Raw genomic sequence first — 12,757 nt, 5'->3', positions numbered from 1 at the left:
TGAAAACGGCTTAATTCAGCGATACTGAAAGTTTCAATTCCTCATAGGTACGATACAAACGCGTTTTCAACTTCAAAATAGTTTTCTTTATTGACCCGAGTTTCAATTCCTCATAGGTACGATACAAACTCTTCTATACAGAAAACGGCCAGATCAGCGCTATACAATGTTTCAATTCCTCATAGGTACGATACAAACCCCAAAAAAATGTTGATAAATCAACACATGGAAAAGCTATACATTGATATTATACATACATTCGAAAATTCAGTCAATAGTCTATATCCGTTGATACAACTGAAAAAATTGCAACATACAAACTGTCGTCGATCCCCCGGGGTTTTTGCACGATTGGGGGTCGACGACAGTTGTGAAGAAATTCACAATAAGTGGATTTTACTGTGTTTGTCTTATGATACGTTCAAAGTCAATATAAATATGGTACACTTCGTCAAAGAAATCCAAATCACCTTGTACATATGTGCATGAATTTTCATGTTTGTTTTCTATATTTACCCAAATGAACTGATCCCTAAAACGAATTTCGTAGCATGTTCTTACACGATCACGATGAATAATATGAACTTCGAAATGGTAGTTAATTATTAAATAACGAGCAAGTTCATCGACTTGATTATCCTTTATCTTTTTTATTGGAAACAGCTGAACAAGCAAAGGATAAATGTCATCCATAGCATCAATCATCTCCACAGATGTACAACGAAAAAATTTATTGTAATGACACTTTATTCTACCAATTTTTCTCTCTTTCGTTCCCACTTCTAAAATAAAATGATATGGATGATCTTTTCTAGAGTATATAACTAACTCATGCGTGTGCAATCTTTTTTCAATTTCATGAAACAAGTCATTTGGACATTGGAATGCTTTTGGGGCAATGTTCTTCATCGTTCACCTCACAAATATATTGTGCGATTTGCGAACGCCGATTTTTCGCAAAATCAAACGACTCTTCGATAAAAAACGTCACCTTTTTTCCCTCTTGCACAAGTTTCTTTGGAAAACGTACATCAGATTTTTTAAAATAAATTTTTTGCTTATTGCCATATTCAATGAATCCTGTTTTCCCATTAGGAAGAAGCTTACAAATCGTTCCTTCGTGTCGTGGTATTATCCTCTCAATGATATGAAACCAAAACCTTTCTAACGTTTGACGAATGTTTTTTGGCTGCTCGTATTTTTGGCATATGCGTTCATGTAATTTTTTCGTTTTTTCATCTACGTGAAAATCGTTTTCCTTATAGACTTGAATGATATAGTCTATATGTACAAACGCCATATACTCCTCACTTTCAACAAGCCATTCATACATCATTGTATATAACTTTCCACATTTCATTGGCTCAGCATCACGACTTAAACAAGCTTTCGCTCCATAATACAACGCTTTTTGTCGCTCTCCTATGTTTTCATAACACTCAGCCATTTCCCGATACATAAACCACGTTGGATGTTTAAGTAACAATTCTTCATATATGCGAACCGCATCGGTTATTTCTCCAAGAAAGCACAAAGAACGCGCTTTTAATCGTAAAAGCCAAATATCGTTATGATAATGCCAAGAAATCGGAGCTTTCAATGCCTCATTCACGGTCTCTATACATCGTGTGTATTGCTTTAATTCAAACTGAAGCTTTGCCGTTTTCGTCACCCACTTTTCATATGGGGATGGAAACGACTGTTCTCCATTTTTATAAGCATCTTTGCTTAACGGAAATCCTTTGAGACGCTGTAAATAAGCTAAGACTATCTCCTTATTTACGTTTTGTTTTGTTAGTAAATAGTCCACATGTCTTAAATAAATATAACTGTACTCCCCTCGGTTCATTTCTTCTAATATACGATCAATATATTCAATTGTTGCTGTATATTGTTCTTCTGGAATATGCTTTTCATTATAAAAACGACGAATAATATGCTTATATACTTTAGGAACGAGACTCCGAATAAGATATTCATTTTTCGGAAAATACTCTAAACCTTTTTTTAGCACGCTCATGCTTTCCAAGTGGTATTCACGTTCTGATAAATGTTTTGACAGTTTAAAATAATCATATTTGCTCAATGAACTAGCTTTTTCACAAAACTGTTTTTTTGCTTCTTGTAAATTTCCAGCATTAATAAGTTTGATCATTTCATCAAGTTGACTGACCATACAAAAAACATATCCTTTCCGGAAGATTAGTCAAACAAATTTAATTGCTCAACTGTCTTGCAGTTAAGTATCGGCTTGCTACTTTGTTTATTATCTTCAAGTAGCTCAACCTTTTTGTTTTCAATATTTTGTATAATATAGGGCAGATCACTTGAAGTCTTCAAAGGAATAGCATCTTCTTCTAATAGTTTAAAAATTCCACGAGTTGCTGGGACATTCTCAATTGGAACAGGACAAAACAATAAGCGATTTTGTTTGCGTGCAAATTGAATGGTGTTTTGTGTCCCTCCTTCGATATCTGTCTGTACTGGACAAACAGCTAAAGACAATCCACTTTGAATGCGATCCCTTTGTACAAATGCAGCTCGAAATGCTGGGGATCCAATCGCTTGCTCGGATATAAGCACCCCCCCATTTTCAATAATTCGGTGTGCTAAATTTGTATTTTCTTTTGGAAAAATTGAATGAAGACCACCTGCTAAAACGGCAACGGTTTTTCCTTTCGCATCTAACGTACCAATATGAGCTTCCGTATCAATTCCTATAGCTAGCCCACTAACAATACAATATCCTTTTTCGACAAATACTTCTGCAATCCTTCGTGCAAACTTTTTCCCGATTTCCGTTGGATGGCGTGTGCCGACGATAGCAATATGATCAGATGTTTGTAATAATTCAATATTTCCTTTACAGTAGAGAGCAATCGGAGGATCATCTAGCTTTTTCAATAATTTTGGATAATACTCGTCTCCAATTGTAATGACGTTTATATCTTGCTTTTGATGATGCCATATTACTTCTTGTGCTTGCTTTATATACTCTTTCATTGTTTTTTCATGAAATAAAACATCTAAAATATTTTTATTTTTAATCACTTTCATTAATATATGCTTTTGTTCATCATCATGAAAATAATTTTCCGTTAACTGTGGCATCGTATCATATATATTCTTTATTCTTTTTGCCCCAAGGCCTCGAACAAATGTGAAAGCTAACCATAATGTTCGCATGACGTTCCCCTTCCTTATCCTCATTTCGTTTTTCCGAGGGCAAGTTTTGTCACATATAAGGCACCTGATTCAAGAAGTAACTGCTCACCCGCCCGAAGTGAACTTCCTGATGTTGTAACATCATCTAAAAGGAGCACATGCTTTCCCACAATTTTTTCTCGCTTAAAAACTTTCATTGTTTGCACATGTGACTGTATATTTCTTTCTCCACCATAAGAACTTTTCTCACGGCTTTTCCATCTAACGAGACAATCCGTGCCATCTATCCCTTTCTCTTGTGCAACAAATTGAGCAATTTCACGTATGCCTGTCAAAATATTACGATGATCTGAAGAAGGAAAGCAACATATTACGATGTCGTCTGAAATAAGAGGAGAAATACGCTCACAAAAATAGGCAATATCCGCCTGCTTCCGTTCCTTTACACCTAATATACGCATAGAATATTCATCTTTATATTTTTCGTTTGGAAGGTAGTTGCATATAAAAAAAATTTCATTTCCTTTGTCATAGTGGAAATGCTGTCTTAGGTCGTTTTCAAATTGCACAATTTTCTCCACTTGGTTTAAAAGAGGGAGAGTTTGGTTAAGTTTTTCACTACACTTTTTTATCCAATGATAAGCAATATGCAATTTCATGTGTGAAAACGGAGTTCGTAATTTCATCTTTGCAAAAAAATATTGTGCGGGAGCGTAACCCATATGAGCAGCAACACGATAAAAATGTTTTGCTTTCTCCCATTCATTTTCCTTTTCAAACAATTGACCAAGTTCAAAAATGGCTTCTGGTATCATTTTCATTGCAGCACTCCACAACAAGTCGTGTACATTTTTCCCTTCGTGAAGAAGATGGGGGTTTTTGCGTAACAACTTAGCAAGATAATACTGTGCAAGTCCATGTCCTTGATCGCTTGCCTCTCTGAGATAGCGAAAATATCCCGAGCCATTCCCCTTGTGTTTTTCCTCTAATGCCTGTTCAAAACGTTTTTGAGCTGTTTTCTTCATCTCTTTCTCTTCGGTTAGTATATGCTGTAAATCTAAAAAATTATTAATGATCAAATGAGGCATATGAACAAGCAATTGTTCGATTTCACTATATGTATTCACATATGCCACAGATGTACAGCCTGCTGCTTTCGCTGCTGCAATATCGATCGCTTCATTTCCAACGTATATACAATGTTTAATGTGAACATTCATATGTTGGGCACAACGAAATAATGGATCTGGATATGGTTTGTTGTTTCGATTTTTTTCATAGGAAATAAGTGCATCATAACGAATACCGTGATATTTTAAAAGCGGTTCAGCATACATGTACGGAGCATTTGTGACAATTCCAATTTTTTTGTTTTGTATATTATTTAATAACAAACGTACATGTGGATTGAAACGAGTAAAGCGGAAATGCCGTATACACTCGTGCCATAATCTTTTTTCTCTCCACGTTTTTATTGCTGAAGTATCAACTAACGTACCGTCAAGATCAAACATAAGTGCTTCATACGCCATAAACATATCCCCTCAAAAAATTCCTACTTTAATAAAGTCAAAAAATACCAGAGAAAGAAATTGTATTGCATAAAACTATAAAACTGCCACCGCATCTCTATGAGAGAGCGATGGCATGTCATGATAACTATTCTAGCAATGCACGAACGGCTTGTACTTTCTCATATTGCTTTTTTTGTTTTGGCTTTACGTTCCATTCGCCGATTTTTTCCCAATATGCTTTCAGCGCACGAGCAGCATCTTTATTTTTCGTTTCAATGACTTGTTTGTACAATTCCGATTTGCTTTTTTGCTGGTCTTGTTCGTTTGTTGTTAATCGTTCAATTTCTTTGACTAATCGTTCTTCCGGCGACAAAGAAGCGAGGTATTGTTCTTCTTTTTGTTGCTGTTGTTTTTGCATCTCGCTTTCGATTTGCTCTTTCGCTTGCTTCATAAGCGGAAGAAATTCTTGTTCTGTCACGTCGCGCACGTTACGAAAATAGCCATATCCTGACGATGTTTTTGAGCCAATTCCTAATTCCTCAAGTGCCCGCATCGTCCACTCCGTTGCTGTCTTTAACAACTGCTCCGCCTGCTGCTCAAGATGTAAACAAGATAAATAAATGTCGACGTCCGTCACTTTCACTGTAAAAAACGAAACAGGTGTCGGAGATTGATCATCTGTCGGCATACCTTTTGTTTCATAGTACTTCTTCATATGCACCGTCATTACTTCTGGAACGAGTTGCAACCCATTCACTAAATAAACGTCGTAAAACTGCACGCAACCTCGTCGTTGCTGTGTACCGAAAATCGCTGTTGCTTCATTAGACTGTTCGATTGCGGCTTCTTTTCCTTCCCCGTACGCTTCGATCCACCATTGCCGCACGACACCTTTTAAACTTGACGCTGGAATGTATGGAATCCCGTACGTTGGATGAATCGTTAGCGACGTTTCGCGAACGTGACCGGCACCGAGCCCGTGAACCATTTTTCCGACAGGCGTAGCTTTGAGCTTCCGAACAGATGCGATATGCGCAAAAGAAACAAACGAACGCTCACGATGAAGAAGTGCTTGTTTCGCCACTTGTTGAACGTCTGGATGAATGGATACGACAGGAAGACGTTTCGCCACTTTATAGCAACCTTTTTTCTCATCAAACTCATGAGATAGCCCATAATGTAAACGATAAGCTAAATGGGTTAGTTGCTGATCGTTTGCAGCGCGAAAAATCGCATGCGTATCCTTTGGAAGAAAATATTTTTCTTCTCGTACTTGTTGTTTTGCGGGGTGACGCTTGTTCATAAGTTCACTCTCCTTGCTTTGCCATGCCGTCTGCAAACTTGCGCATCCAATTTAACAACGCTAACGCTTCCATCGTCCATGCACGATATTCAGCACTTGATAAACTGATCACTACCTCGACAAACTCTTTGTCTTCGAATTTGCCTTTATACTTTTCTTTTAACCAATCTCGCAATGTGTTATAAATAGCACCATATTCTTTTTCTTTCCCTTTTTGAAAACAAAAAGCGAGCGCTTGTCCAAAGCCGTTCACTTGAATAAGCGAAGGCATTTTTTTCACATAAGACCGATACGCCTTAAAATCTTTCACTCCGCCTTCTTTCGCTTTTTTTACTGCCTCAAACGCAAATGTAGCACGGCCATTTTCAATTCCAACACGTGTCGTTTTCATCCCTCTCACACCCCTAGCCAAATCGTTCTCATCATTCCGCGTCCTAATGTGCTATTTCCACCTAATTGAAATACTTCTGGAAACTTGCGCTCAGCTACTAAGTACGTATGAATTTGTTCGGCATCTTTTACACGCTCGTCTTTTTTGCGCGGATTGCCGACATATAAAAAACTATAAAAAATTGTTTCTGGGGGCACATTTTCTTCGTACCAAAGCGCCCCTTCGTCCACTGTTCCTGTTTCGTCATTAATTTTAATGCGCGCATTGACTTCTGTTGACAATTGAACAAAGTCAGCAAAATCATCATCGGACAACACAACGAGGCGATCGACAACAGGGATACATACGTGCGCCCCGAGCCATTGTTCAATTCGTTGAGCGATCGCTTTTGTATTTTCATCCACTTGAACAGAAAACGTATATTCTTCGAGCACGAGTTCACTTTTTCCAACAAGCAGTTTCGTTGTGCTGCACGTATTTTCTTTCGGAACAGGGAGAGCAAGGGCGTCTTTTTTATGCATGCTCATCTCATAGTTCCAACGTTGAATCACTTGTGGGCATGTCACCCAAGCGAAAACACCGCGCATCGATTTGACAGGGAAAAGAAGGATGCGCGCATCACTTAACGCTGTGGCACTCGCGACCGTATTGTTTTCATCGCTTTTTTCTCCACCAAAAATAATTTCTAACTTTTTTTCTTCGTCTTTGTTTCCGTTTGCGGAAAGCTTCATATGGTAGCGAAGCGCTCCTTTTAAGGAAGAACTTTCAATTTTCGGAAATCCTGTATGTTTTTCGCGTTGAATCGGTAAGTCGACTAATCCAATTTCACTTCCGCTTCCTGCATGAACCGATGTAACTGCGTGCAATAAAAATGGTTGTACGATTGAATACATGTTATAACTCCTCCTTGCTTTCATTTGCGCTTGTAATCATAGCGAAACCAAACCCTTCGTGTGCGTTTTCATCCGTAAAATGCATACCGTTTGCTAGTTCCATAAGACGTGGAATATGTTCTTCACTGTCGATTTCCACGTAAATGACAGAACCTGCCGGAATCATCGGCATGCGCTCTTTCGGGCGGTGACGAACGATATCCCAGCCACCGTAAAGCTCTGGACGTCCGATTGCGCCTGCTAGCCACTTCACCTTGAGTCCGTTCGGTAACGTTACATATTCTCCGTCAAATTGGCGCGGGCGAGCGCCACCTGCGAAAATTGCAGGGGAAAGAAATACGATTTTCGCTTTTTTCGTTTGACGAATGCGACTTGCTATTTTTTCTTTTTCCTTTTCATTCCACAATGAGAACGAATCATTTTGTTGCTGCACGACCCATGGACGATTTTCTCCACCGATGCGCGCAAACGAAACGTTTGAAAAATCAGGGGCGTTCTCAACATATGCCGCAAGCTCCCATCCATCGTGAAAACGGTAATGCGTCGCACGATATAGTTGGCCTTTCTCTGTTGTCCGAGCATATGTGTTAAGCTGGATGCCCACTTTTTCTTCCGGAATAACGATGGAAGATAACGAGATAATGTCTGTCATTTCTCTTCCATCTAGCAACGCTTGTTTCCAATGTGTCATGCTTACACAATGATGTTTCGCGTCTTTCGTCTTCGCTCGTTTTGTCGCAATTAAACGCCACGGATTGGAAATAGATGATAATTTATGGTCTTTTGATAGTTGAAGAGAGTGAGCTGATAGTTTACCGTCTTCTTCGATCAATTGATAATCAAGCGGTAGCGGCAAAAACGGCTCATTTCGGTATAGCGTGCAATATTGGAGACGAAACTCTCCGTAACTCTCTGGTGTCCCCATCCACAGACGCACCTGTTCATTCGTCCCTTGTGCAAATTCGTCAAACGACGTATGAGCATGAATGTACGCTGCGCGCAACGCACCGTAAACGGTGCTTGGACGCGGTGGAAACATCGATTCCATCACCGTATGCTCCCCTGCTTCTGTCACGTGATGTGTTTTGAAAAAAAACGTGTCAATTGGTTGTAATGACAATCTCACTTTTTCTCCCCCTCCTTCCTTCTAAAAAACGTCAACATCTTTAACAAATATAAAAAGTCATATCCTGTTTTTGCTACGTCGTGCAATTTCATTAAATCTTCGACGTATGGACGAACATCGACATGTTTAGCTCCTTCACGCTTCGAGCGGTGTAATAAACGATAAAGCTCGAGACGGAGCATATCGTTTTGCTTCCACTTTCCTCCTTGCTCTAATAACGGGGAAAATGCCTCTAAAAAGCGATAAATAAACGTCGATGATAATGTCGTATGAAGCAAGTCGACGAATTTTAGTAATAATTGCGACGTTGTTTCATGTTCAATTTTCCATGGCAACACCGTTTCTAAAATTTCTCCTGCTCCCATATAAATCGAAAGAGCGAGCGCATCTTTTTCTTTTCGGTAGCTTTTCGCCTTTTTCTCTAATTTGCGCACCCCATCAAGCAACATATGAAGTGGTGCTTTTTTATGCCCGATGATCACGCCAAACGAAGCGGTTGCTTCCTTGCCAAGTCCCTTTTCTTGATCGCTAAATGCAAAGCGTAACTGTTCTGCGATTATTAACGCTTTGTCAACAGGGACAAACGCAAGCACATCATCTCCGCCCGCATAAACGAGCCTGCCATCATGTTTTTCGACAATATGTGGAACATGTTGTTGCGCAAAACGCGCAAGTTTTTCACTCACTTCACTATACGCATGTTCTTTGTCGCCGCTAAACAATTTTCCCATGTTGTCTCCATCCATCATAATGATGGCATAATAGTTTCCGTGACCGATGTCCAATACAGAAGGGAATGAGCGAAATTTCGCTCCTGCTTGTTTAAACTTCTCCTCAAAATAAGAGCGAGCTGCTCGTTTTCCTAAACAAACGCCACATAAAAACTCTGAATCTTTAATTTTTCCTGTTTGTTTTTCTTCGTTTTCTCTGTACTCGTAAGCGCGTCTACTCCACGTCTTAACTAACTTTTGCTTAATCGTACCGTACCGATCATTCGGATGAATGTCATCAAGACAAAGCGCTTCTCGTTCTTTACAAATCGTACAAACGAAACTTGTTTGCGGCACATATTCAAACGTTTTTTCGTTTTTTAACGCTCCAAGGCGTTTCTCTGCCCGCTCTCGCACCTTGTTAAATGGTTCATCTCCATACGGTTCAATTACCCAATATATTTCTAAAAATGAGCGAATTTGCTTTTCGGTTAAGCGCTTTAATTTTTCTTTTTCTTCGTCGCTTAAAGAATGAAACACTTCTTCGATCGCTTGAAAACAAAAGTCCGTAAAAATGTTGCGTACGCTTTGTTCCACTTCCTTTAACCGAGCGTACACTTGCTCTGCACTTCCTTGGACGATCGCAGTAAAACGGTTCGGAATGGACGCAATATGAAAGTTTTTTACATTTGGCTTATTTAACTCTTCTTTCGAAACTTTCGGAAATACCATTTCCGTTGTTTCATCCATTTGATACAACGCTTTCATCGCTTCCCGTGCTAAATAAGAAAGAATGTAACTTCCGCTCCACAAATCTTCTGTTCTTCGCGCGGAAGCGATAAATGACTGCACAGGACCAATTGTAAAAATCACGACATGGCGGTTCGTCATAATTTCACCCCGACTATTTTCAAAAACTCGTCTCGTTGACGCTCATAGTTTTTATTCGTATATCGTTCATCATTTGCTTTCACTTCTGTAATAATTGGATAGTATAAGCTACCCATTTTTCTTACGGTGCACCACAACGGCGAAGCCCATTTTTTCGGGCGCACGCATCCAAGATCCCCTCGACCGTTCGCTTCGTGCGATGCTTTCCCGAACTTGATTAATATACTTTGTGGAGATTGCTCTCCTTTCCCAATCCAAACAGCTGACAATACCGGATAGCTTGTTTTTACATCCCTTTTTCGTTTTACTACACATCCTTCATGTGAAAACGTAAACGCATCACTTACGCGCAACTGTTGAAGAATTTGTTGTAAACTATCCGAAAATTGAGCAACGCTTTCCCATCTGTGCTCCGTCCATTGCATTGCACCAAATCCGCGCCGTGCTCGCTGTCCCATACCAGCAAGATGAAGCATATATTGCACATACAAATCATAAGTGTGTACGTACGGTTCATGGCGGTTGCGCGCTTGCATCGTCACCGTTACAGAGCAGCCGCTCGGAATCGCTGGAACAGCAGTCCCTTGTTTATGTGGAAGCACATTTTCTTTTTTTGCACTCACCATCTCTTTTTCTAGCACAAAAGCAACAGGTGATTTTTGCTTTTCCATCATCGTCCCACCAAATAATGCCTCTTCCTTTTTTAGCAATGTTTCCTTATTAAATTCTTCCTGAAGTGTTCGCCACCAATACCGCAACACACCACGCCACGATGCGATGCGAAATTCCGCCTGTTGCTTCGGATTCGCCCCATGCATGGCGAGGGGGGTAATTAGTTGCATATCATATGACCGTTTGCAAATGGCTGAATGATTCATTATCGTTCCCCTCACTTATGTCCAACGATTATATTTGTAATATCCTCAAATTCAGAATGCTGTTCATAAAGTCCAATTCCAACAGCTGCTTCTCTTTCGTATTGATTATGATCAAACCATAAATAATTGGCAAAGAGCACATCTTCTTTTTCATCATACTGATAAGCGAGACGGAACACGTCCCCAGTAGATGATTTATATAAATAAAATTTTACCCTTTTTTGATCGAGTTTCTCGAATTCTTTTTCATGTTGTAAATTAAAAATGATTCCTTCTTCATACTTTAGTTTTTTCACAAATTGTTTAAGTTGATCTACAACAAACTTCTTGTTTCCTTCCATCATTTTTATTACTTGTTTCGTTGCCAAATATTTTGTATCCAATAAATGTTTATATTTTTCATGTTCAAACAAAAATTCACCGAAAGGCGTCAAATAGACGTAGCCCTCTTCTTGTTGGAATATGGATGAATAAGCTGAAATGACTTGTTTTTCTGGATGCGATAGTTCATCAATACATACAATATGGCGCTGACAACGTCTTAAGAGAGCAATATGCTTCTGTACAAACCCCTCATCAAGATGAATCGGAATAGGAGGGATTTCGTGCATAATTTGACTATTTTCGTGTAAATAAGCGGTGGGATAACCTAAAAACGAACCAACAATATATCCAAGTGACGTCATTACTTTATATCCACCAATGGGAGCAAAGCACGTGGATGATGGCTCTCCTTGCGACAACTTTTCACCGACTGTTTGCATATATTCCCCTAACGTTCGATTCATTCGCTTCGTTTCAGTTACGTCGATATTCACATATGAGCATCCAACCGTTGCAGAAAAATGTTCCTTAAACAAAGCGCTAAGCAATCGCTCCACAATTTTCCCACCAACAGTACTTGTCAATATAAGTTCTACACGTGGATGTTTCCCTAATTTCCCTTGTTTTTGTAGTTCATACATCATCGAATATTCTGCACTTACAAAATTTGGGGTTTCTTTCACTTCTTTAAAATGTCGTTTCATTTCATCTATCCACTTCAAAATCGCTCTATCTATTTCTTCAGAAACGGTGTGTTTATTAAGCAATTGAGAAAATTCTCCTTCGCTCATTCCCAACTTATGAAGCAAATTTTCTTTTCTTTTTCCAAACACATTTGTTCTCATTAATGACGATACACCACATGTCATAACAATTGTTTGATACATCGGTTCTCCCGTTACAGAAAACTTACAAAACTTTATAAATCATCTATTCATTATTTATAAAGTTTTCGTTTCCTTCTTTGTTCATCGCGCCCGATTTCGCAAAAAGCTACTCTCGTTTGCTTGGCGCTCCGAAGACTTTACTTCCCCACTAACGTATGGGTACATGGTCATGTCACATCATGGATTCGGCATATTGTTTCAAGTTGATGCTCGCGTTGAGATCGCGATCCATTTGTAACCCACACACTTCGCAACGGTACGTCCGTTCCGATAAAGAAAGGCGGTCTTTCACATGACCGCAACGGCTACACTTTTTGCTTGACGGATAAAAGCGATCTACGACGATCAACTCGATACCTTGCCATGCACATTTGTACGTCATTTGCCGCTTAAACTCGTGGAATGTTTGTTGTTGAATCGCTTTCGATAGCTTGCGATTTTTTAACATGCCACTTGTGTTCAAGTCTTCCATCACGACATACGTTGGCTTGGCTTTCACCAACGTCGTTGTGATGTGATGGGTATAGTTAAGTTGTATATTTTTTAGCCTTCGGCGTTTTTTCAAAACAAGGAATTCAATTTTCTTGATGTTTTCCGTTTTTCTGTAACGGAATTCACCTCCTTCTGTTTTTGTTTTATTCATTTCGTACTTTCGTGATATTTGTCTTTGCATGC

12 protein-coding genes and 1 CRISPR repeat array (1 of these 13 cut by a window edge) are annotated in these 12,757 nt (G+C 39.2%); all 12 genes read right to left on the bottom strand.

What is annotated here, in order from left to right:
- A CRISPR array of direct repeats spans nucleotides 1–198; the repeat unit is 30 nt; unit sequence GTTTCAATTCCTCATAGGTACGATACAAAC; it reaches 1,463 nt to the left of the window's first position.
- A 198-nt stretch (nucleotides 199–396) separates the two neighbouring features.
- Nucleotides 397–909: a hypothetical protein gene (locus HNQ82_RS00060; RefSeq protein ID WP_183246134.1), complete on the bottom strand. Its 513-nt coding sequence runs from the start codon at nucleotides 907–909 to the stop codon at nucleotides 397–399.
- Complete coding sequence (locus tag HNQ82_RS00055) at nucleotides 869–2,176, bottom strand: tetratricopeptide repeat protein (protein WP_183246132.1); 1,308 nt, start codon at nucleotides 2,174–2,176, stop codon at nucleotides 869–871. Before HNQ82_RS00055 ends, HNQ82_RS00060 begins: the two co-directional genes overlap by 41 nt.
- Before the next feature lie 26 nt (nucleotides 2,177–2,202).
- The gene (locus HNQ82_RS00050; RefSeq protein WP_183246130.1) at nucleotides 2,203–3,186 is read right to left on the bottom strand and encodes a DNA-processing protein DprA; all 984 of its coding nucleotides are present in this window, start codon (nucleotides 3,184–3,186) and stop codon (nucleotides 2,203–2,205) included.
- 20 nt (nucleotides 3,187–3,206) lie between these two features.
- Complete coding sequence (locus HNQ82_RS00045; protein ID WP_183246128.1) at nucleotides 3,207–4,697, bottom strand: HAD-IA family hydrolase; 1,491 nt, start codon at nucleotides 4,695–4,697, stop codon at nucleotides 3,207–3,209.
- 127 nt (nucleotides 4,698–4,824) lie between these two features.
- A complete protein-coding gene (gene cmr6 / locus HNQ82_RS00040; protein WP_183246125.1) occupies nucleotides 4,825–5,982 on the bottom strand; it encodes a type III-B CRISPR module RAMP protein Cmr6 in 1,158 nt (385 codons plus the stop codon).
- A 4-nt stretch (nucleotides 5,983–5,986) separates the two neighbouring features.
- Nucleotides 5,987–6,373, bottom strand: a complete 387-nt coding sequence (gene cmr5, locus HNQ82_RS00035; RefSeq protein ID WP_183246122.1) for a type III-B CRISPR module-associated protein Cmr5 — start codon at nucleotides 6,371–6,373, stop codon at nucleotides 5,987–5,989.
- Nucleotides 6,374–6,378: 5 nt separating this feature from the next.
- Nucleotides 6,379–7,266 (bottom strand): type III-B CRISPR module RAMP protein Cmr4, encoded by an 888-nt coding sequence (cmr4, locus tag HNQ82_RS00030; protein WP_183246120.1) that lies wholly within the window; start codon nucleotides 7,264–7,266, stop codon nucleotides 6,379–6,381.
- A 1-nt stretch (nucleotide 7,267) separates the two neighbouring features.
- Nucleotides 7,268–8,392 (bottom strand): type III-B CRISPR module-associated protein Cmr3, encoded by a 1,125-nt coding sequence (gene cmr3, locus HNQ82_RS00025; protein ID WP_343053331.1) that lies wholly within the window; start codon nucleotides 8,390–8,392, stop codon nucleotides 7,268–7,270.
- A complete protein-coding gene (gene cas10 / locus HNQ82_RS00020; protein ID WP_183246118.1) occupies nucleotides 8,389–9,993 on the bottom strand; it encodes a type III-B CRISPR-associated protein Cas10/Cmr2 in 1,605 nt (534 codons plus the stop codon). Before cas10 ends, cmr3 begins: the two co-directional genes overlap by 4 nt.
- Nucleotides 9,990–10,871 carry a type III-B CRISPR module RAMP protein Cmr1 gene (gene cmr1 / locus HNQ82_RS00015; RefSeq protein ID WP_183246116.1) on the bottom strand — a complete coding sequence of 294 codons (882 nt, stop codon included), beginning with the start codon at nucleotides 10,869–10,871 and terminating at the stop codon, nucleotides 9,990–9,992. Before cmr1 ends, cas10 begins: the two co-directional genes overlap by 4 nt.
- 11 nt (nucleotides 10,872–10,882) lie before the next feature.
- Nucleotides 10,883–12,082, bottom strand: a complete 1,200-nt coding sequence (locus tag HNQ82_RS00010; protein ID WP_183246114.1) for a CRISPR-associated protein — start codon at nucleotides 12,080–12,082, stop codon at nucleotides 10,883–10,885.
- Nucleotides 12,083–12,254: 172 nt separating this feature from the next.
- A partial coding sequence (locus tag HNQ82_RS00005) for an RNA-guided endonuclease InsQ/TnpB family protein (RefSeq protein ID WP_183246112.1) occupies nucleotides 12,255–12,757 on the bottom strand: 503 nt, incomplete at its 5' end.

The organism is Anoxybacillus tengchongensis (genome assembly GCF_014201585.1).
Lineage (GTDB): Bacteria > Bacillota > Bacilli > Bacillales > Anoxybacillaceae > Anoxybacillus > Anoxybacillus tengchongensis.
The sequence above is the reverse complement of the archived record's forward strand: the minus strand, read 5'-3'. Positions and strand labels throughout refer to the sequence as shown.

Coding starts and splice junctions, on each gene's coding strand:
- HNQ82_RS00060 (WP_183246134.1), bottom strand. CDS start 909: ATGAAGAACATTGCCCCAAAAGCATTCCAATGTCCAAATGACTTGTTT.
- HNQ82_RS00055 (WP_183246132.1), bottom strand. CDS start 2,176: ATGGTCAGTCAACTTGATGAAATGATCAAACTTATTAATGCTGGAAAT.
- HNQ82_RS00050 (WP_183246130.1), bottom strand. CDS start 3,186: ATGCGAACATTATGGTTAGCTTTCACATTTGTTCGAGGCCTTGGGGCA.
- HNQ82_RS00045 (WP_183246128.1), bottom strand. CDS start 4,697: ATGGCGTATGAAGCACTTATGTTTGATCTTGACGGTACGTTAGTTGAT.
- cmr6 (WP_183246125.1), bottom strand. CDS start 5,982: ATGAACAAGCGTCACCCCGCAAAACAACAAGTACGAGAAGAAAAATAT.
- cmr5 (WP_183246122.1), bottom strand. CDS start 6,373: ATGAAAACGACACGTGTTGGAATTGAAAATGGCCGTGCTACATTTGCG.
- cmr4 (WP_183246120.1), bottom strand. CDS start 7,266: ATGTATTCAATCGTACAACCATTTTTATTGCACGCAGTTACATCGGTT.
- cas10 (WP_183246118.1), bottom strand. CDS start 9,993: ATGACGAACCGCCATGTCGTGATTTTTACAATTGGTCCTGTGCAGTCA.
- cmr1 (WP_183246116.1), bottom strand. CDS start 10,871: ATGAATCATTCAGCCATTTGCAAACGGTCATATGATATGCAACTAATT.
- HNQ82_RS00010 (WP_183246114.1), bottom strand. CDS start 12,082: ATGTATCAAACAATTGTTATGACATGTGGTGTATCGTCATTAATGAGA.